Source organism: Streptomyces sp. V1I1, from assembly GCF_030817355.1.
Classification (GTDB): domain Bacteria; phylum Actinomycetota; class Actinomycetes; order Streptomycetales; family Streptomycetaceae; genus Streptomyces.
In genome coordinates this window covers 3031616-3050892 of record NZ_JAUSZH010000001.1, presented here as the reverse complement: position 1 = coordinate 3050892, position 19277 = coordinate 3031616, and the positions used below count along the sequence as shown (strand labels likewise).

Sequence of the window (19277 nt, the reverse complement as noted above, 5' to 3'; positions counted from 1 at the left end):
CGCCGGACACGCAGGTTCCTGAGCGGTAGGGAAGGGGACATGACACGGTCCTCCCCACTCAGCTCCGGCGCTCTCGGCTGCGACTACTGAGCTTGAACGCGGGTTGTCGTTTGTTGTCCTGTGTCCTTGATGTTTGATCGCGTGCCATCGAACCTTGAGCTTGCACTGAGCGAGAAGTCGGGTTGCACGGCGAGGAACCTGTGGACGACCTCTTGAACGCTTCAGCCGCGGGTGACCACTTTCCACTCCTGTTGGTCGTCGTCCCAGGACACTTCGATAGCACTGGAATTGCTGGCCCTCATGAGGGCTGCCAGGTCCATGCTCATCAAGCGTCGAAGCGCCTCATCCGGCACGTTCACAGGCACATGGATGATCACGTTCTTCTGGCCATCGGGCTCAGCGGGCTGCACCTGCTCGCGTCGTGACATGCGCCGGATCGCAGAACGCACCGCACCGTAGCCGTCTTCACCCGCCTTGGCCATGATCGTTTGCAGAAATGGGATCACTGCCGCAGTGGCGACCATGGTCATCACCATCGTGCCCCAACTGGAGCCGCCCGTCGCGGGCACCACCCCGGTTCGGGCGATTTCGTCTCTGATGCGCGCCTCGTACTCTTCCTCGATGCGCGCCATGTACTCTTCCTGACGCTCCAGCTCGCGCAAGACCGCCTCGGCCGCCTCGAACCTTCCCCGGGCAAGCAGGTCAGGGACCCACTCATGCACCCTCGCCAGGGCGGAACACGTCGCGGCGACGTAGTCCCTCCCAAAAGCCTGGCGATACACCGCGATTGCGTCTTCCGCCGCGCCCCGCTCATGCAAGAGCTGGGCCAAACCCGTCATCGCCGGCACCGCGTAGCGGTCATCTGTCACACGGCGGTACCAAGACTCCGCCTCGTCCTTCGCGCCCCGAGCGCGTAGGAACCGGGCCAGGTACAGAACGGCGCCGTCGCTGCCTGCCTCTGCGGCCCGGCGGTACCAGGACTCAGCCTCGTCCGTCGCGCCCCGCCTGCTCAGGAAGAGAGCCAGACACTCCATCTCGTAAGTGCTGCCTGCCTCCGCGGCCCGGCGGAACCAAGGCTCAGCTTCTGCCATCGCTTCTTCCGTCGCACCCCACCTACTCAGCAGTTGAGCCAGACGCACCATCGCGTCAACGCTGCCCGCCTCCGCATCCGAGCGGATCGTCGCTTCTTCATCGCCCATTTACCGCCCGCCCCTTCTGAATCCCCGCGGTCCAGTCCCGCTGGTCATCCGACGAGTTTGCCCAGTGATTTAACGCAGCTCACCTGGTTCACGCAGTCAGCCACCCGCCCCGTGGCCATGTGTTATCGAAGCCGCTCGAACTTCGATGGCACGCGCTCAAGATCTGATGGCACAGGACATTTGTGCTGACAGGGCTTGATCCTCGCGGTACGCCGTCGTCATGAGGTATGCGCAGGGCGGTGGTCTGTCGGACGAACGTCGGCAGCTCCGCGAGGGCATTCGGATGATGGCCGCCGAGCGGTTCGCCCTGGGCGAGCCGAGTGCGGTGATCGCGAAGGAGTTACGGGTCGGTGTCCGGTCGGTCCAGCGGTGGCGGCGATCGTGGAACAAGGGCGGCCCGCGTGCTTTGCGGTCGGCGGGTTCGGCCTCACTGCCGCGGCTGAGCGAGGCCCAGTTCGCCGTGCTGGAAACGGAACTGGCCAAGAGCCCCGTGGCGCACGGCTGGCCGGACCAGCGGTGGACACTGTCGAGGATCAAGACCGTGATCGGGCGGCGTTTCGACAAGAGCTACACGCTGCAAGGGGTGCGCAAGCTGCTGATCAGGCACGGCTACTCCTGCCAGGTCCCGGCCAGACGGGCCGTGGAACGCGACGAGGACCAGGTCACTGGCTGGGTGAAGGAGACATGGCCGCAGGTGGAAAGACCGCGGCGGCGCTCGGGGCCTGGATCGTCTTCGAGGACGAGTCCGGCTTCTCGATGACGCCGCCGGTTGCCCGCACCTGGGCCCGGCGCGGGCAGACTCCCGTGATCCGGGTGCGGGGACGCTCTCGCCGCCGCATCTCGATCGCGGCCCTGACCTGCTACAAGCCGGGCGAACGCTCCCGGCTGATCTACCGGCCGCGCCGCGACGACGGCGGGCGCGACGGACGCAAGAGCTTCGCCTGGACCGACTACCGCGACCTGCTGATCACGGCCCACCAGCAACTGGGCGGACCGATCGTGCTCGTCTGGGACAATCTCAACGTTCATCTGGCTTATGGAATGCGGCAGTTCATCGCCAGACAGGAATGGCTGACCGCCTACCAGCTGCCCTCATACGCACCCGACCTCAACCCCGTCGAGGGCATCTGGTCCCTGCTGCGGCGCGGCTGGCTGTCCAACACCGCCTTCACCACACCCGAGCACCTCATCCAGACCATCCGACACGGGATGAGGAAGATCCAGTACCGCCCCCAACTGATCGACGGATGCCTTGCCGGGACCGGACTGTCCCTCATCCCTACGACTTCATGAGTTCAAACTCAGTAGCTGAGCCACGCTGCTGGGGAGTCCAGAGAATCTGGATGATCAACAATCCCGTGGCACTGAAGCCGATCAGAGCGGTAAGCCCCAGACCTATTGCGGTCGTATCTCGTGGGTGGGGTGGCCGGCGGGCCCGGTCGGCGTGTGCGACCAGTCCATGGTCACCACGAACACGTCGGTGCCCGCGAACAGTTCGTCGAGAACCGTGTTGTACCGGTTCAGCACGATCGCGTACTCGTCCTCGGGCTCCGGGTAGCGCTTCGAGCCGGGGAGGCTGTGGAAGTGCACCACCGGTCGCAGTACGTACTGCGGAACGTGTGGGCGATGGGCGGACCCGACGACCGCCGTTCCCGCCACAGCCCCGCCAACAGCTCGGGGGTGAAGCCGGAACTCACCCCTCGGCCTTCGCGACACCGATCGGGCACGAGACACCCGTCCCGCCGATCCCGCAGTACCCGTTCGGGTTTTTGCTGCTTGAAAGATACTGCTGGTGGTACCCCTCCGCCGGGTAGAACGGGCGGCCCTCCGCCGGCAGCAGTTCCGTCGTGATCGTGCCGTACCCCGAGCCCGTCAGGACCCCCTGGTACGCCTCCCGGGACGCCTGCGCAGTCTTCGCCTGGGAATCCGCGTGGGTGTAGATCGCCGAGCGGTACTGCGTGCCCACGTCATTGCCCTGGCGGAAGCCCTGCGTCGGGTCGTGGGACTCCCAGAACAGCTTCAGCAGCGACTCGTACGAGACGACCGACGGGTCGAAGACGACGCGTACCGCCTCCGTGTGGCCAGTCAGGCCCGAGCAGACCTCTTCGTATGCCGGGTTCTGGGTGTATCCGCCCTGGTAGCCGACCAGCGTCGTCCAGACGCCGTCCGTCTGCCAGAACTTGCGCTCCGCGCCCCAGAAACAGCCCAGGCCGAAGTCCGCGATCTCCAGGCCCTCCGGGTACGGGCCCAGCAGCGGATTGCCGAGGACCGTGTGGCGGTCGGGGACGGAGAACTCAGGGGTCGCGCGGCCGCGCAGGGCCTGGTCAGGGGTGGGGAGCTCGGGGGTGCGGCGGGACAGGAACATGCGGGTCTCCTCGACAGTCGGCCTTCATGACAACGTCCGGGGGTGAGCAAGGATTCCTGGCCCCGCCGCCCCGCCGCCTCACTGCAGCAGCGTCGCCGGGCTCCCCCCATTCGCCTCGTACCCCGCCACCGCCAGGTTCCGGTACACCGTGTACTCCGCCGCCGGATCGCCGCTGTGTGTCCATGGCAGCGCGCCGACGTGGCCGTCCACCCTCACCAGCTGGTTCATCGCCTCGGCCCACCTCTCCGACCGTACGAGGAAGAGGACCAGCAGATGCCGTACGTGCGCGAGCATGGGGTCGTCGGGGCGGGCGGAGTGCACCGCGAAGAGTGCGCCCTCCATCGCCTTCGTCACCACCGCGCTCTGGTAGAAGCCCTGCACCAGGACAACGTCCGGGACGTGCTCGTACACCGCGAACAGCGGGAGCGCGGCCAGCAGCGAGCCCTGCGGGGCGCGGGCCGCTGCCGTCGTCGCGAAGTGGTCGGCCTCCTCGCGGGAGCCGTGCCACTTCTCGCACCAGTAGTGCAGCGCGGCCAGATACGCGCCCATGTGCTCGGGCGCGCGGTCGATGACCTTGGCCCACACCTGGTCGAACTGCTCGGGGGTGTAGCCGAGTCCGCGCGCGACGGCGAGTTCGACGATGTACGGGACGGGGTCGCCGGGCGCGAGCAGAGCCGCCTCGCCGCAGACCGTACGGGCCTCCTCCAGGATGATCCGGAAGTCGTCCGTCCCCGCGGTCGAGGACCGCCAGGCCTGCTGCACCAGGAACTCCGCGTGCACCTGCGCGCCGCCCGCGTCCTTCGGGGACTCCGAGCGCCAGGCGCGCAGCCATGCCCCGCCGACGCCCGGCCGCTGCTGGAGCTCCAGCGACGCCGCCCCGGCGAAGGCCTGCACGCGCTGCCAGCGCACCTCGCCGTCCTTCGGGGTGCCCGCCAGCAGCTGCGACGCGGCCCGCCAGTCCTGGGTGTGCTGTACGACGTCGAGTACGTCGAGGAGGTCCTGGTCAGGTCCCGGCAGCCGGATGTCCAGCTCTTCCTGGCGCATGAATCCGTACGTGTCCGGGTCGGCGGCGTCGGGCGAGCCGGGCGCGACCTGCCGGATGCCGGAGCGGCGGCGCAGCGCAAAAGGACCGATGACCGCGGCCAGCATGGCCATCGCGATCAGGAACCAGAGAATCTCCATGGCCCCATTGTCTCCAAGACCGAACAGTCCAGGACAGCGGCGGGGGCGGGCCGCGTACCAGGGTCCGACCGCAATGTCCCGGACAGCGGCCGGGGCGGGCCGCGCACCGGGTCCGACCGCACAGTCACGGGGCGGGCCGCGCCCCCGAGCCCGAGCCGGACTACGCTCGGGCCTCATGAGCGACCAGCACAGCTTGCACAGCTTCGAGACCATCGCGATCCACGCGGGCAACACGGCGGACCCGCTGACCGGCGCGGTCGTCCCGCCCATCTATCAGGTGTCCACCTACAAGCAGGACGGCGTGGGCGGACTGCGCGGCGGCTATGAGTACAGCCGCAGCGCCAACCCGACCCGTACTGCCCTCGAGGAGAACCTCGCGGCGCTGGAGGGCGGCCGGCGCGGGCTCGCCTTCGCGTCCGGGCTCGCGGCGGAGGACTGCCTGCTGCGTACGCTGCTGGAGCCGGGCGACCATGTGGTGATCCCGAACGACGCGTACGGCGGTACCTTCCGGCTCTTCGCGAAGGTCGTCTCCCGGTGGGGCGTCGAGTGGTCGGTGGCGAACACCTCCGACCCGGCCGCGGTGCGCGCAGCCCTCACCCCCAAGACGAAGGTCATCTGGGTCGAGACCCCGTCCAACCCCCTCCTCGGCATCACCGACATCGCGGCGGTCGCGGAGATCGCGCGGGGCGCGGGCGCGCGCCTCGTCGTGGACAACACCTTCGCCAGCCCCTATCTCCAGCAGCCGATCGCGCTCGGCGCGGACATCGTCGTGCACTCGCTGACCAAGTACATGGGCGGCCACTCCGACGTCGTCGGCGGTGCGCTGATCGCGGCGGACGCGACGGTGGGCGAGGAACTGGCGTACCACCAGAACGCGATGGGCGCGGTGGCAGGACCGTTCGACGCGTGGCTGGTGCTGCGCGGCATCAAGACGCTGCCTGTCCGTATGGACCGGCACAGCGCGAACGCCGCCCGGGTCGCCGAGATGCTCACCCGCCACCCCAAGGTCACGCAGGTCCTCTACCCGGGGCTGCCGGAGCACCCGGGCCACGAGACCGCGGCGAAGCAGATGAAGGCCTTCGGCGGGATGGTCTCCTTCCGGGTCGAGGGCGGCGAGGAGGCGGCGGTCGAGGTCTGCAACCGAGCGAAGCTCTTCACGCTGGGCGAGTCCCTGGGCGGTGTCGAGTCGCTGATCGAGCACCCGGGACGGATGACGCACGCCTCGGTGGCGGGCTCCGCCCTGGAGGTTCCGGCGGACCTGGTGCGCCTGTCGGTGGGCATCGAGGCGGGCGACGATCTGCTGGCGGATCTGCAGCAGGCGCTGGGCTGACCCGGGCGGACCGGAGGCCGACGCCTGGCCGGCGCCCTACGGAAGAGGCCCTTACGGAAGAGCCCCTACGGAAGTGGCCCGGTCAGGCGTGGACCTTCTCGTCCTCGAGGAACTCCCGGATCTGCGAACGCAGTTCCAGGCTGTCCGTGTGTCCGTGCACGGAGACCGCGTGTTCACTGGCGGCCCGGACGACTTCCTCTTCCTCGCCGGAGATGGTGAGGGTGCAGTTCATCTCGCTCGGGAATTTGCGGCAGTCGGCAACTTTTCTGGTCATGACGACCTCCTCGGCTCGATCTGTGCGCCGCTCCATCCAGCATAGATCCGGACAAGGGGGTCGTTACCAGCCCTCCAGCGGAGGTGTTGTCCTAGTCGGCGGTGTCATCCACGGCTCCGTCGTCGCCGCCCAGACCGCGAACGCGATCGCCGCGGCCATGAGCAGCAGCCATGCGGCGCGGCGCACCGCCCGGTGGCGGCGCAGCAGCCGCGTCCCGTGTTCCGCCGCGCGGGCCGCCAGATCCGCCGGGACCGCGGGGTGGCGGGTCTCCAGCATCCGGCGGACCTCGTCCTCCTTGCGGTCCTGGCGGCTCATGTCACCGCCTGGGCCGGGGCGCGCGGCGGCGTCGGCGGGGCGCTGCGCATCGTCGCGATCGCGCGGGCGCAGATCGCGCGGACCCGTTCCACCGGGAGCCCGATCAGCGCCGCCGTCTGCTCCTCGGCGACCCCCTCGTACAGGCGCAGCACCAGGATGAGGCGTTCCTGCGGGGTGAGGCGTTCCAGAACGCCGCCGCGCACCCGGTGGTAGCGCCAGGCGCTGCGGGCGAAGCGGGCGGCGAGTTCCTGGCGGGTGCGGTCGTACGGGTCCTCGCCGCGCAGCCGGTCCCATTCCGCGTACGTATGGGCGAGGGCCGCGGTCAGCAGCTGCTGGGCGTGCGGGTTCGCATTGGGGGGCTCGGCGGTGAGCAGGGTCGCGGCATGCAGCAGCCGGCCGGCCGCGCCCGCGACGAACGCATCGAACTCACGGGCCCGGCGACGCCCTCGTACCGTCTGCCGCTCGCTCACGTCCTCATATAGAGGCAGATACGCCACCGGGGTCAAGAGGTCGGCGGCGTCTCCGTGTCCACGGGCGGCAGGCCGGCCTGGCGGGCGGAGAGCGCGGTGTTGAAGCGGGTGAGCAGGGTGCAGAACGACTCCCGCTCCGTCTCCGTCCAGCCGTCCGTCACCTGCGCCATCAGCTCGCGCCGCGAGGAGCGGACTTCTTCGAGCCTTGCCTGGCCGCGGGGGGACAGCTGGAGCACGACGGCGCGGCCGTCCTCCGGGTGCGAGGTGCGCTTGACCAGGCCCGTGTCGACGAGCGGCGCGACCTGGCGGGTGACGGTCGACGAGTCGATGCCCATCCCCGCGGCGAGCGCCTTGACCCCCATCGGGCCTTCCTTGTCGAGCCGGTTGAGCAGCAGATACGCGGCACGGTCCATGGAGTTGCGGACCTGGCCGACCCCGCCGAGCCGGGTCTGTTCCGCGCGGCGTGCGAAGACGGCGACCTGGTGCTGGAGGGCATCGAGGAGGCCGGGGTCGAGATGAGTCGTCATGTCCTGAGTGGTGGGCATGGCCAGGGGCTCTCTCGTGCGGTGGTCGGTTGGTGGGGGACAGAGTACGCGGCAACGACCCGGTGCGTACCAGGGCTGCACAAACCAGTGGGGAAGCACGGGATCCGGGCGGCCGCCGGTCCGGTGAGCTGCGAGACTTGACGTCATGACCTTCAGTACGCCTGGCACCTTTCGCCCCGTCATCCTCGACGACATCCGGGGGGCACAGAAGATGCTTGCGGGGGTCGCCAGGATGACCGCGATGGAGGGCAGCAGGCATCTGTCGCAGCTGGTGGGCGCGCCTGTCCACTTCAAGTGCGAGAACCTGCAGCGCACCGGCTCGTTCAAGCTGCGCGGCGCGTACGTACGGATCGCCGGGCTCTCCCCGGAGGAGCGGGCCGCGGGCGTCGTCGCCGCGTCCGCCGGCAACCACGCGCAGGGGGTCGCGCTGGCGTCGTCGCTGCTCGGGGTGCGCTCCACGGTGTTCATGCCGATGGGAGCGCCGCTGCCGAAGGTCGCGGCGACGAGGGAGTACGGCGCCGATGTGCGGATGCAGGGCCATGTCATCGACGAGACGCTGGCCGCCGCGCAGGAGTACGCGCACGAGACGGGTGCGGTCTTCATCCACCCCTTCGACCACCCCGACATCATCGCCGGGCAGGGCACGGTCGGCCTGGAGATTCTCGAGCAGTGCCCGGAGGTGCGCACGATCGTCGTCGGCATCGGCGGCGGCGGGCTGGCGGCCGGTATCGCGGTGGCGGTGAAGGCGCTGCGGCCGGATGTGAAGCTGATCGGTGTGCAGGCGGAGGGCGCGGCCGCGTATCCGCCCTCGCTCACCGCGGGGCATCCGGTGTCGATCGACCATCTGTCGACGATGGCGGACGGCATCAAGGTGGGCCGCCCCGGGGACGTGCCGTTCAAAATCATTGGCGATCTTGTCGACGAAGTCCGTACGGTCTCCGAAGACGCGCTTTCCAGCGCGCTGCTGCTCTGCCTGGAGCGGGCGAAACTCGTCGTCGAGCCCGCCGGGGCGAGTCCGGTGGCGGCGCTGCTGAGCGAGCCGCGGGCGTTCGAGGGACCGGTTGTCGCCCTGCTGTCGGGCGGCAATGTGGACCCGCTGCTGATGCAGCGCATACTGCGGCACGGCATGGCGGCGGCGGGCCGGTATCTCTCGCTGCGGCTGCGCCTGACGGACCGGCCGGGGGCCCTTGCCGCACTTCTCGGCTCGTTGTCAGTGGTCGACGCTAACGTCCTTGATGTGAGTCACGTACGGACCGATCCGCGGCTCGGGCTCACGGAGGCGGAGGTGGAGTTGCACCTGGAGACGAAGGGCCCGGAGCACTGCGCGGAGGTCGCAGCGGCGCTGTGCGATGCGGGTTACACCATCATCGACTGAGCCGTGGTTCGAGTTGTCGTCCTGCACCTATCGCGACTCATCACCTGCGCCATTCGCGACACTCTTGAGTAACGCGATGTATCGCGTTACTGTAGGCTCCTTGCCATGTTCCCGCCGAGCCGCGGGCACGCACGCACGCACATCCGAGCTTTTCGCACTGATGCGACCACCATCTGCCACCTTGGAGACCCCATATGCCAGGCGCCATTTACGCCGAAGGTCTGGTGAAGACCTTCGGCGACGTAAGGGCTCTGGACGGCGTCGATCTCGACGTCCCCGAAGGCACGGTTCTGGGACTTCTCGGCCCGAACGGCGCCGGCAAGACCACCACCGTCCGCGTACTGACCACGCTGCTGCAGCCCGACAGCGGCAAGGCGGTCGTCGCCGGTATCGATGTCCTCAAGCATCCGAACGAAGTCCGCCGCTCCATCGGCCTCTCCGGCCAGTTCGCCGCGGTCGACGAGTATCTGACCGGCCGCGAGAACCTCCAAATGGTCGGCCAGCTCTACCAGATGAGCGCGCGGGACGCGAAGACGCGGGCGGGCGGGCTGCTCGAGCGCTTCAACCTCGCCGACGCCGCCGACCGCCCCGCCAAGACGTACTCCGGCGGTATGCGCCGCCGCCTCGACCTCGCCGCGGCCCTGGTCGTGTCGCCGCCGGTGATGTTCATGGACGAGCCGACCACCGGCCTCGACCCGCGCAACCGGCAGCAGCTGTGGGAGGTCATCCAGGAGCTGGTCAGCGGCGGTACGACACTGCTGCTCACCACCCAGTACCTCGAAGAGGCCGACCACCTGGCCCATGACATCTGCGTCGTCGACCACGGCAAGGTCATCGCCCGCGGCACCTCCGACCAGCTCAAGGCCCGGACGGGCGGCGAGCGCGTCGAGGTCGTCGTGCACGCGAGCGAGCAGATCGGCCCGGCCCGTGAGGTGCTCCTCGGCTTCGGCAAGGGCGACGTCGCGATAGCCGAGCACACCCGCAAGCTCACCGTCCCGGTCACCGGCGGCGCCAAGCTGCTCGCCGAGGTCATCCGAGAGCTGGACATCCGCGGCGTCGAGATCGACGACATCGGCCTGCGCCGCCCCACCCTCGATGATGTCTTCATCTCGCTGACCGGCCACGCCGCCGAGACCGAGGCCGCGGAGAACGGCGCTCCGGAGGACGCCAGGGGCGCCCAGGGCGCCCAGAACGCCCAGGACGCGAAGGTCAAGAAGTCCCGGAAGGAGCCCGCGAAGTGACCGCCACAACCGCCACAACGGACGCCGTGCAGGTCACGGCCCCCAGACCTCGCGGCGGCATCGTGCAGTCGGTCAACGACTCGCTCGTCGTCGCCAAGCGCAATCTCATACGGATGACCCGGATCCCGGAGATGATCATCTTCGGGATGATCCAGCCCGTCATGTTCGTGGTGCTGTTCAGCTACGTCTTCGGCGGCTCCATGCAGATCGGCTCGTCCACCGCCCCGTCCGTCTACCGCGAATTCCTGATGGCCGGCATCTTCGCCCAGACCGTCACCTTCGCCACCGCGGGCGCCGGCGCGGGCATCGCCGACGATATGCACAAGGGCCTCATCGACCGGTTCCGGTCGCTGCCGATGGCCCGCGGCGCGGTCCTCACCGGTCGTACGCTCGCGGACCTCGTACAGACCGCGCTGACCGTCGTGGTCCTCACGATCGTCGCCCTCCTCGTCGGCTGGCGGATCCACGAGGGCCTCCCCAAGGCGCTCGGCGCCTTCGCCCTGCTGCTTCTGCTGGGGTACGCCTTCTCGTGGATCGGCGCACTGATCGGACTCTCGGTCCGGACGCCCGAGGCGGCCACCTCCGGCGGTCTGATCTGGCTGTTCCCGGTGACGTTCATCTCGAACGCGTTCGTGGACTCCAGCAAAATGGCCGGCTGGCTGCAGCCCATCGCCGAGTGGAACCCCTTCAGCGCCACGGTCCAGGCCTGCCGCCTGCTCTTCGGCAACCCGGGCGTCTCGCCGTCCGACGCCTGGCCGATGGAGCACCCGGTGCTGGCCTCGATCCTCTGGTCGGTCCTGATCATCGTGGTGTTCCGGACGCTGGCGGTGCGCAAGTACCGCTCGGCGACCGCCTGATCCGCAGCACGCAGAGCGAAGGGGCCGGACCCGCGTCACGCGGTCCGGCCCCTTCGCTCTGTCCGGTCTCAGCCGGTGTACGGCTTCGCCTCGAGGATCTTCACCGAAGCCTTCTTGCCGTTGGGCAGCTCGTAATCCGCGTCCTCGCCGACCTTCTTGCCGTTCACACCCGAGCCCAGAGGGGACTGCGGTGAGTACGTCTCGATGTCGTCGCTCGCGTACTCGCGGGAGGCGAGCAGGAAGGTCGTCGTGTCGTCCTCGTCGCCGTCGAAGGCGATGGTGACGACCATGCCGGGGGCCACCACACCGGTCGCCGCCGGGGCCTCGCCGACCTTGGCGTTCTCCAGGAGCTGGGTCAGCTGGCGCACACGGAGCTCCTGCTTGCCCTGCTCCTCCTTGGCCGCGTGGTACCCGCCGTTCTCGCGCAGGTCGCCCTCCTCACGCGCTGCCGCGATCTTGGTGGCGATCTCGGTGCGCGCGGGACCAGACAGGTACTCCAGCTCGGCCTTCAGCTGGCTGTACGCCTCCTGGGTGAGCCAGGTGACGTTCTCGCTGGTCTGGGTCACAGGTGCTCCTCGTAGGTACTGGGAATACAAAGCATCGCCCTACCCAGAAGGATGTGCCTTCATGGATGGGCGAAACCACGAGCCTAACAATTTCGTGGCGGAAGGGGGAGGACGAAAGCCATCAGAATTACATCAGCGCAGGTCAGAGCCGATACCACCTCGGCGGCGCGCCGTCAGAGTGCGGTGCACTGCTCCAGCTCGGCGCTGGTTGCGCGCGCCGTGGTGCGCACCGTCACGACCTGGTCGATCCGCTTCTCGCCCCGCTGGCCGACGACGACGTCGATACGGCCCACCTCACTGCCGTCCTCGGAGCGGGAGCGCAGCGTACAGGTGCCGGTGGCGTCCGCGTCCTTGCGCACCTCCAGATGCGCCTGGACCTCGGTGTCCGAGACAATCTGGAATTTGATCACTTCGGCGCTTATCTTCTGCCCGGCGATGTAGTCGTAACCGAACCAGCCGACCACTCCGAGCAGCACCACCCCGAGGCCCGCGCCCACGATTTTGAGCATGCGGTCGGCGCGCTCGTCCGCCGAGCGGCCATAACGGCCCTCCGGAAGCTGCTCGCGCACCGCGGTCATCGTGGATCCTCTCCAGAACGGGCTGCCGGAATTTTCCGTCCCCCGATTCGGTCACTATAGAAGCCTGCCGCCCGCCACCCGACCGCCGCCCCACATCGACGTCCCTGCGGGACGGCACCGGTTATTTCGCGACGAATCACTGAGGATCGAGTCTTGACTGAGCAGCTGCGACTGATGGCCGTTCACGCCCACCCCGATGACGAGTCGAGCAAGGGCGCGGCCACCATGGCCAAGTACGTGTCCGAGGGGGTGGACGTGCTGGTCGTGACCTGCACGGGAGGCGAGCGCGGCTCCATCCTCAACCCGAAGCTCCAGGGGGACGCGTACATCGAGGAGCACATCCACGAAGTGCGCAAGAGAGAGATGGACGAGGCGCGCGAGATTCTCGGCGTCAAGCAGGAGTGGCTCGGCTTCGTCGACTCCGGCCTGCCCGAGGGCGATCCGCTGCCGCCGCTGCCCGAGGGCTGCTTCGCGCTGGAGGACGTCGAGGTGGCGGCCGGCCGTCTGGTGAAGTCGATCCGCGCCTTCCGCCCGCAGGTCGTCACGACCTACGACGAGAACGGCGGGTACCCCCACCCCGACCACATCATGACCCACAAGATCTCGATGGTGGCCTTCGACGGTGCGGGTGACGGCGAGAAGTTCCCGGAGTCCGAGTTCGGCCCCGTCTGGCAGCCGCAGAAGCTCTACTACAACCAGGGCTTCAACCGGCCGCGTACGGTCGCACTGCACGAGGCGCTGCTGGAGCGCGGCATCGAGTCCCCGTACGGCGAGTGGCTGGAGCGCTGGAAGGAGTTCGAGCGCGCCGAGCGCACCCTGACCACGTACGTTCCGTGCGCGGACTTCTTCGAGATCCGCGACAAGGCGCTGATCGCGCACGCGACGCAGATCGACCCGGACGGCGGCTGGTTCCGCGTGCCGATGGAGATCCAGAAGAAGGTCTGGCCGACCGAGGAGTACGAGCTCGCCAAGTCCCTGGTCGATACTTCCCTCCCCGAGGACGACCTCTTCGCGGGCATCCGCGAGAATGCCTGATATGAGCGCAAGCGCAAACCTCGCACTGACGCATCTCGTCCCCCTCGCCAAGGAGGTCGACGACAACAAGGTCACCCCTGGTGTCCTCGGCTTCATCGTCTTCGCGGCGCTGGCCGTGGGCGTGTGGCTGCTGATGAAGTCGATGAACCGCCACATGGGCAGGGTCAACTTCGAGGAAGCCCCGGACCCGGCGGGCGATGCTGCCCCGGCGGACGGCAAGCGGAAGCCGGGCGCGGCGTCGGCCTGACCGCTGGGGCTCCGCCCCAGGCCCGCGCCTCAATCGCCGGCGAGGCTTGATTTGCGGGGCTCCGCCCCGGACCCCGCGCGCCTCAATCTCCCCCGGACGAAGTCTGGGGGAGATTGAGGACGAACCGGCTGCCGGACGGCCCCGGCGCTACGTCGCCGCGGGTACCGGGACGCCCATCACCTCGCGTGCGTGGCGGTTCGGGACCATCCCCAGGTGCCAGGCCTGCCAGCCGTCCTCCAGGTGCACGCCCCGTTCCAGCATCACCGCAAGCGCCTCCGCGCAGTCCTCCAGCTTGCCGTCGCGCGACGCGTGCGTCGTGCCCATCAGCTGGGCCAGTTCCTCCTGGGCCACCACCGTGCCGACCTCGATGCCGCCCGGCGATGCGAACGGCAGCAGCGTGCAGCGCAGGAATCTGGCCCAGTCGGCGCCCCGGTCGTCGTGGTACGAGGCGAACAGGGCCGCCGCCTCGTCGCACAGCGCCAGCGCCTGCCCCGGGCGGTTGTTGCCCGCGTCGACCAACGCCAGCTCCAGGCAGGTCCATGCCTCGCCGTGGGCAACGCCGATGCGATGGAAGTCGGCGCGGGCGTCCACCAGGAGCTGGCGGGCGAAGCCCGAGTTGCGCAGGTTGCCGGTCTGAGCCGCCCGCTGGTCCCGGGTGACACGGCCCGAGTGGTGGCGGGCGCAGGCCAGGCCGTACACGTCGCGCATCCTGGAGAACATCGTGCGGGCCCGCTCCAGCTCCCGTACCGCCTGGTCGCGGTCGCCGCGCTCCTCCAGCGCCTGGCCCAGGTAGTACAGCGTCCACGCCTCGCCGCGCGCGTCCTCGTTGTCGCGGTGGCGGGACAGTGCCTGGCCCAGCTGGTCCACCGCGGGGGCCGGGTCGCCGTCCACCAGCCTGGCCCGGGCCAGCTGCGTCAGCGCCCAGGCCTCACCGCGTCCGTCGCGGGTGCGGCCGTACAGATCGAGGGCCGCACGCAGTTCCGACTCGGCGCGCGGGACATCGCCCATCCGCAGGCACACCTGGCCCAGCTGGAAGTGCGTCCACGCCTCGCCGTGCAGCGACTCGCCCTCCCGGTGCAGCGTCAGCGCCGTCGCCAGCAGCGTCAGCGCCTCCGCGAGATTGGCCCGGTCGCGCTCCACCGCGGCCAGCGCGTGCAGCGACCACGCGCGGTCCTCGGCCTGCTCGTCCGATGACTGGAGCTCGATCGCCTCGTGCAGCTTCGCCGCGGCCTCGGTCAGATTGCCCTGGTGGTGCAGGGTGATGCCGAGAGAGCAGAGCGCGAGCGCGGTGCCCGAGTCGTTCTGCGCCTCGCGGTAGAGGCCGACGACTGACGACAGTGTCGTACGGGCCTTGTCGAGCTCGCCGAGCTGCCGGGCCGCGATGCCGGTACGCCAGCGCACGGAGCGTTCCAGCAGGCCCTGGTCCACCGCCTGCGACAGTTCACTGATCTCGCCGAGCCGGTACAGGTCGCCGCGCAGCAGGCAGTAGTCGCACAGCGCGCCCAGCAGATTGAGCACCGTCTGCTGGTTCACGCCCTCCGCGTGCCGCAGCGCCGAGGTGATGAAGCTCGACTCGTCGTCCAGCCAGCGCAGCGCCGCGTCAAGCGAGGCGAAGCCGTGCGCCCCGAACTGGCCCGCGCGCGTGGACATCTTGCCGTCGACCATGCGGATCACGGCCCCGGCCAGGTCCGCGTAGTTCTGGATGAGCCGCTCCTGCGCGGCCGTACGCTCCGCGGCCTCCTCCTCGTCGAGGAGACGCGCCCGGGCGAAGGACCGTACGACGTCGTGCAGCCGGTAGCGGCTGGCCCGCACATGGTCGATCAGTCCCGCGTCGGCCAGGCCCGTGAGCAGCCGCTGCGACTCCTGCTCGTCCGTGGCCAGCAGCGCCGCCGCCGCGGCCGCGCCCAGCGACGCCCGCCCGGCCAGCGCGAGCCGGCGCAGCAGCCGCCGCGCCTGCTCGGGCTGGTCGGTGTAGCGCAGCCACAGCGCCCGCTCGACCGGGCCCACCGGACCGTACGCGCCGAGATCTGCCGCCAGCTGATGTGCGGTCCGCGGGCCGAGCGAGGAGCCGGCGATGCGCAGCGCGAGCGGCAGCCCGCCGCACAACTCCCGTACCTCGTCGGCCGATTGGGCGTCGTACGGGCCGGACAGGGGCTCCTCGGCCGAGGCCCGCAGCAGCTCCTCCGCGCCGGCCGCGTCCAGCGCGTCGACCGGCAGCTGGTGCACCCACGCCGGAATGTCCGCCGGCAGGTCGAGCCGCTCGCGCGCGGTCACCAGCACCAGGCTGTCCGAACGCTCCGGCACCAGGGTGCGCACCTGCGCCGGGTCGCTCGCGTCGTCCAGCACCACCGTCACGGGAAGCCCGGTCAGATGCTGGTGGTACAGCTCGCCGAGGCGCCGCACCTGCTGCTCGGCCGACGAACGCTCCCGGAACAGCAGCTGTTCGCGCGGCGCGCCCAGCCGGTTCAGCAGGTGCAGCAGTGCATCGCGGGTAGAGAGAGGCTGCTCGCTGTCGCCGCGCAGATCGACCACGCACGCGCCCCGGAACTGATCCTTGAGATGGTGCGAGGCCCGCACCGCGAGGGTCGTGCGCCCCGATCCCGGCGCGCCGTACAGCACCACGACCGTCGGCCTGGTCTCCGTCGACGCGCGGGCGGCGTGCACCCACTGCGAGATCTGCGTCATCGCGTCCCGGCGGCCCGCGAACGGCCCCTCCGGCTCCGGCAGATGCCCGAAGGACTGCTCCAGCACCGACCGACTGCGGGCCGCCGCGCTCCGGTCCGCGCCGCGCAGCTGCGGCACCACGGTGGTCTTCTTCGCGGTACGGGTGGAGGAGGCCAGCATCCGCTGCTGGTCCAGGAACGGGCGGATGCCCCGCACCTCCAGCGCCGTCAGCCACTGCAACCGCAGCTGCTCGGTCCCGCCCGGCTGCCCCAGCGCCCCGGCTCTACGGTGCGCGGCCGGCCAGTGCGAGGCGGTCACCTTGGCGACGGTGGTCGCGGCCCCGGCGACGGCGACGACGGCCCCGGCGCCGAGCGCGGTACCCGTAGCCGTCCCCAGCGCGATGTCCGCGCCGATCGCCGCGGCCGCGGCAATGGCCGTGACCAGCAAGGGAGTTGAGAAGTTCTGTCGGCTGAACTGCGCGGACAGCGGCTGCTGCCCGGCCTCGGCCTCCACCAGCGCCTGCTCGTACGCGGCGTACTCCTCGCCCGCATTCGCCGCCATGGTGTCCAGGGCGGCGCGTGCGCGTGCCAACAGCACGCCCGAGTCCGACCGCCCGCCCGAGCGCCGTACCTCTTCCTCCACGGCGCGTACCAACAGCCGCTCGGCTTCCGCCCGATGGCTGTCCCGCATATGGGTCCCCCTCCGAGAGCCTTCCGGTTCCGTTCCGGTTCCGGTTCCGGTCCCCGTTCCGGTTCCGGTTCCGTTCCGGCGACAAGTGTCCTGCGTGCGGCGCGTCAGCGCGAGAGAGTCTGACGATCATCCGCACCTGAGAGAAGATGGGAGTATGCCGAACCGCCTCGCCCATGAGACTTCCCCCTACCTCCTCCAGCACGCCGACAACCCGGTCGACTGGTGGCCGTGGTCGGGCGAGGCCTTCGACGAGGCCCGGAGGCGCGGGGTACCCGTGCTGCTGAGCGTCGGCTATTCGAGTTGCCACTGGTGTCATGTTCTGGCAGTTGAAAGTTTCGAAGATGAACAAACGGCCGCCTACATGAACGAGCATTTCGTCAACATCAAGGTCGATCGAGAGGAGCGGCCCGACGTCGACGCGGTCTATATGGAGGCCGTGCAGGCCGCCACCGGGCAGGGTGGCTGGCCCATGACCGTCTTCCTCACGGCGGACGGCGAGCCCTTCTACTTCGGTACGTACTTCCCGCCCGAGCCCCGGCACGGAATGGCCTCCTTCCGGCAGGTCCTCGAAGGGGTCGCGGCCGCCTGGGCCGACCGGCGGGACGAGGTCGGCGAGGTCGCCGGGAAGATCGTCCGGGATCTGGCCGGGCGCTCGCTCGCGTACGGCGGCGAGGGAGTGCCGGGCGAGGAGGAGCTGGCGCAGGCGCTGCTCGGGCTGACCCGGGAGTACGACGAGCGGCACGGCGGCTTCGGCGGCGCGCCCAAGTTCCCGCCGTCGATGGTCGTCGAGTTCCTGCTGCGGCACTACGCCCGGACCGGGGCCGAGGCTGCACTGGAGATGGCCGCGGAAACGTGTGCGGCGATGGCCCGCGGCGGGATGTACGACCAGCTCGGCGGCGGCTTCGCGCGGTACTCGGTGGACCGCGAGTGGGTGGTGCCGCACTTCGAGAAGATGCTCTACGACAACGCCCTGCTGTGCCGGGTGTACGCACACCTGTGGCGGGCGACCGGTTCGGAGCTGGCCCGGCGGGTGGCGCTGGAGACCGCGGACTTCATGGTGCGGGAGCTGCGCACGGCCGAGGGCGGGTTCGCCTCGGCGCTCGACGCGGACAGCGCCGTCGGAGACGGATGGGGGCACCCCCGGGCCGAAGGCTCTGGGGGAGGTACGGGCAAGCATGTCGAGGGTGCGTTCTATGTGTGGACGCCGGAGCAGCTGCGCGAGGTGCTGGGGGACGAGGACGGGCGGCGGGCCGCCGAGCTGTTCGGGGTGACGGAGGAGGGGACCTTCGAGGAGGGCGCCTCTGTCCTTCAACTCCCGGACGAGGAGGTCGAATCGTCGGTCAAGGAGCGGCTGCTTGCGGCACGGGCGCAGCGGCCGCGCCCCGAGCGGGACGACAAGGTGGTCGCCGCCTGGAACGGCCTCGCGATCGCGGCGCTCGCCGAGGTCGGCGCGTACTTCGAACGGCCGGATCTCGTCGAGCGGGCCACTGAGGCCGCCGATCTGCTGGTGCGGCTGCACATGGACAGCGCGGCGCGCCTCGCCCGTACCTCCAAGGGCGGCCAAGTCGGCGCGAATTCAGGAGTGTTGGAGGACTATGCGAATGTCGCGGAGGGTTTCCTGGCGCTCGCGGGCGTGACGGGTGAAGGCGTTTGGCTGGATTTCGCCGGCTTTCTGCTGGACATCGTCATCGACCAGTTCGTGGCCGAGGGCGGGGCGCTGTACGACACCGCGCACGACGCCGAGCGGCTGATCCGCCGCCCCCAGGACCCGACGGACAGCGCGACTCCGTCCGGCTGGACGGCGGCGGCCGGCGCGCTGCTTTCGTATGCAGCCCACACCGGCTCCGAGGCCCATCGCACCGCCGCGGAGGGCGCGTTGGGCGTGGTGAAGGCGCTCGGGCCGCGGGCCCCGCGTTTCACCGGCTGGGGGCTCGCGGTCGCGGAGGCGCTGCTGGACGGGCCGCGCGAGGTGGCGGTGGTCGGCCCTCAGGACGACGCGGCGACACGGGAGTTGCACCGTACGGCGCTGTTGTCGCAGGCCCCGGGCTCGGTGGTCGCGGTCGGCGAACCGGGCAGCGAGGAGTTCCCGCTGCTGCGGGACCGTCCTCTGGTGGACGGCAGCCCCGCCGCGTACGTGTGCAAGCGCTTCGTTTGTGACGCCCCTACCGCGAACGCGTCCGTACTTGCCCGAAAACTCGCCAATTGACTGCGCAACTTCAGTTTTTATCAGGCGAGCACCGGACTTTAACCTTCCGCCTATAGGGTCCTGGGCACGAGGAGTAGCCGAGGGTCTGCACTGGGGAGTGCCGCACCGAGGCTGACACAGGTGTGTCGCCGGCCAGGG

The 19277-nt window shown here is 69.7% G+C and carries 20 protein-coding genes; 9 read left to right on the top strand and 11 right to left on the bottom strand.

The features are described from left to right. Positions 1 to 221: 221 nt before the first annotated feature. Complete coding sequence (locus QFZ67_RS14200; RefSeq protein ID WP_307661466.1) at positions 222 to 1199, bottom strand: hypothetical protein; 978 nt, start codon at positions 1197 to 1199, stop codon at positions 222 to 224. Between the two features lie 220 nt (positions 1200 to 1419). Between QFZ67_RS14200 and QFZ67_RS14195 the strand changes: the two genes are divergently transcribed. Then, positions 1420 to 1959, top strand: a complete 540-nt coding sequence (locus QFZ67_RS14195) for a winged helix-turn-helix domain-containing protein (RefSeq protein ID WP_307661465.1) — start codon at positions 1420 to 1422, stop codon at positions 1957 to 1959. Then, a complete protein-coding gene (locus QFZ67_RS14190) occupies positions 1956 to 2492 on the top strand; it encodes a transposase (protein WP_307665839.1) in 537 nt (178 codons plus the stop codon). Before QFZ67_RS14195 ends, QFZ67_RS14190 begins: the two co-directional genes overlap by 4 nt. 102 nt (positions 2493 to 2594) lie before the next feature. Here QFZ67_RS14190 and QFZ67_RS14185 read toward each other — a convergent pair whose 3' ends face one another. The 3 genes from QFZ67_RS14185 to QFZ67_RS14175 form a co-directional block, all read right to left on the bottom strand. Further along, positions 2595 to 2792 carry a hypothetical protein gene (locus tag QFZ67_RS14185; RefSeq protein ID WP_307661464.1) on the bottom strand — a complete coding sequence of 66 codons (198 nt, stop codon included), beginning with the start codon at positions 2790 to 2792 and terminating at the stop codon, positions 2595 to 2597. Between the two features lie 100 nt (positions 2793 to 2892). Further along, positions 2893 to 3564 carry a peptide-methionine (S)-S-oxide reductase MsrA gene (gene msrA, locus QFZ67_RS14180; RefSeq protein WP_307661463.1) on the bottom strand — a complete coding sequence of 224 codons (672 nt, stop codon included), beginning with the start codon at positions 3562 to 3564 and terminating at the stop codon, positions 2893 to 2895. A gap of 78 nt (positions 3565 to 3642) precedes the next feature. Beyond that, positions 3643 to 4746 carry a hypothetical protein gene (locus QFZ67_RS14175; protein WP_307661462.1) on the bottom strand — a complete coding sequence of 368 codons (1104 nt, stop codon included), beginning with the start codon at positions 4744 to 4746 and terminating at the stop codon, positions 3643 to 3645. 175 nt (positions 4747 to 4921) lie between these two features. Here QFZ67_RS14175 and QFZ67_RS14170 point away from each other — a divergent pair, with 175 nt between their 5' ends. Continuing rightward, entirely contained in the window at positions 4922 to 6076 is a 1155-nt protein-coding gene (locus tag QFZ67_RS14170) for a cystathionine gamma-synthase (protein ID WP_307661461.1), read from the top strand. A gap of 82 nt (positions 6077 to 6158) precedes the next feature. Here QFZ67_RS14170 and QFZ67_RS14165 read toward each other — a convergent pair whose 3' ends face one another. The 4 genes from QFZ67_RS14165 to QFZ67_RS14150 all read right to left on the bottom strand — a co-directional run bounded on the left by QFZ67_RS14165 (position 6159) and on the right by QFZ67_RS14150 (position 7680). Then, positions 6159 to 6350 carry a DUF1059 domain-containing protein gene (locus tag QFZ67_RS14165; protein WP_307661460.1) on the bottom strand — a complete coding sequence of 64 codons (192 nt, stop codon included), beginning with the start codon at positions 6348 to 6350 and terminating at the stop codon, positions 6159 to 6161. Positions 6351 to 6413: 63 nt separating this feature from the next. Further along, entirely contained in the window at positions 6414 to 6665 is a 252-nt protein-coding gene (locus QFZ67_RS14160) for a hypothetical protein (protein ID WP_307661459.1), read from the bottom strand. Beyond that, complete coding sequence (locus tag QFZ67_RS14155) at positions 6662 to 7135, bottom strand: sigma factor-like helix-turn-helix DNA-binding protein (RefSeq protein WP_307661458.1); 474 nt, start codon at positions 7133 to 7135, stop codon at positions 6662 to 6664. Before QFZ67_RS14155 ends, QFZ67_RS14160 begins: the two co-directional genes overlap by 4 nt. Positions 7136 to 7167: 32 nt before the next feature. Further along, entirely contained in the window at positions 7168 to 7680 is a 513-nt protein-coding gene (locus QFZ67_RS14150) for a MarR family winged helix-turn-helix transcriptional regulator (RefSeq protein WP_307661457.1), read from the bottom strand. A 145-nt stretch (positions 7681 to 7825) separates the two neighbouring features. On the opposite strand from QFZ67_RS14150, the gene ilvA reads away from it, so the two are divergent. The 3 genes from ilvA (at position 7826) to QFZ67_RS14135 (ending at position 11153) form a co-directional block, all read left to right on the top strand. Beyond that, a complete protein-coding gene (gene ilvA / locus QFZ67_RS14145; RefSeq protein ID WP_307661456.1) occupies positions 7826 to 9055 on the top strand; it encodes a threonine ammonia-lyase in 1230 nt (409 codons plus the stop codon). Between the two features lie 194 nt (positions 9056 to 9249). Further along, the gene (locus QFZ67_RS14140; RefSeq protein WP_307661455.1) at positions 9250 to 10296 is read left to right on the top strand and encodes an ATP-binding cassette domain-containing protein; all 1047 of its coding nucleotides are present in this window, start codon (positions 9250 to 9252) and stop codon (positions 10294 to 10296) included. Then, the gene (locus QFZ67_RS14135; protein ID WP_307661454.1) at positions 10293 to 11153 is read left to right on the top strand and encodes an ABC transporter permease; all 861 of its coding nucleotides are present in this window, start codon (positions 10293 to 10295) and stop codon (positions 11151 to 11153) included. The genes QFZ67_RS14140 and QFZ67_RS14135 overlap by 4 nt, the downstream gene beginning before the upstream one ends. Positions 11154 to 11221: 68 nt before the next feature. On the opposite strand, the gene greA is transcribed toward QFZ67_RS14135, so the two are convergent. Together greA and QFZ67_RS14125 are read right to left on the bottom strand one after the other, a co-directional pair. After that, a complete protein-coding gene (gene greA / locus QFZ67_RS14130) occupies positions 11222 to 11719 on the bottom strand; it encodes a transcription elongation factor GreA (RefSeq protein WP_307661453.1) in 498 nt (165 codons plus the stop codon). A gap of 173 nt (positions 11720 to 11892) precedes the next feature. Continuing rightward, the gene (locus QFZ67_RS14125) at positions 11893 to 12297 is read right to left on the bottom strand and encodes a DUF4307 domain-containing protein (protein ID WP_307661452.1); all 405 of its coding nucleotides are present in this window, start codon (positions 12295 to 12297) and stop codon (positions 11893 to 11895) included. Positions 12298 to 12450: 153 nt separating this feature from the next. On the opposite strand from QFZ67_RS14125, the gene mca reads away from it, so the two are divergent. Both mca and QFZ67_RS14115 read left to right on the top strand, forming a co-directional pair. Next, entirely contained in the window at positions 12451 to 13332 is an 882-nt protein-coding gene (gene mca / locus QFZ67_RS14120) for a mycothiol conjugate amidase Mca (protein ID WP_307661451.1), read from the top strand. Further along, on the top strand, positions 13325 to 13579 hold the full coding sequence (locus tag QFZ67_RS14115) for a hypothetical protein (RefSeq protein WP_307661450.1): 255 nt from the start codon (positions 13325 to 13327) through the stop codon (positions 13577 to 13579). The genes mca and QFZ67_RS14115 overlap by 8 nt, the downstream gene beginning before the upstream one ends. Positions 13580 to 13726: 147 nt before the next feature. Here the strand turns inward: QFZ67_RS14115 and QFZ67_RS14110 are convergent, their stop codons facing one another. Continuing rightward, a complete protein-coding gene (locus tag QFZ67_RS14110; RefSeq protein WP_307661449.1) occupies positions 13727 to 16933 on the bottom strand; it encodes a tetratricopeptide repeat protein in 3207 nt (1068 codons plus the stop codon). A 154-nt stretch (positions 16934 to 17087) separates the two neighbouring features. Between QFZ67_RS14110 and QFZ67_RS14105 the strand changes: the two genes are divergently transcribed. Then, the gene (locus QFZ67_RS14105; RefSeq protein ID WP_307661448.1) at positions 17088 to 19139 is read left to right on the top strand and encodes a thioredoxin domain-containing protein; all 2052 of its coding nucleotides are present in this window, start codon (positions 17088 to 17090) and stop codon (positions 19137 to 19139) included. The last annotated feature ends 138 nt before the right edge of the window (positions 19140 to 19277 follow it).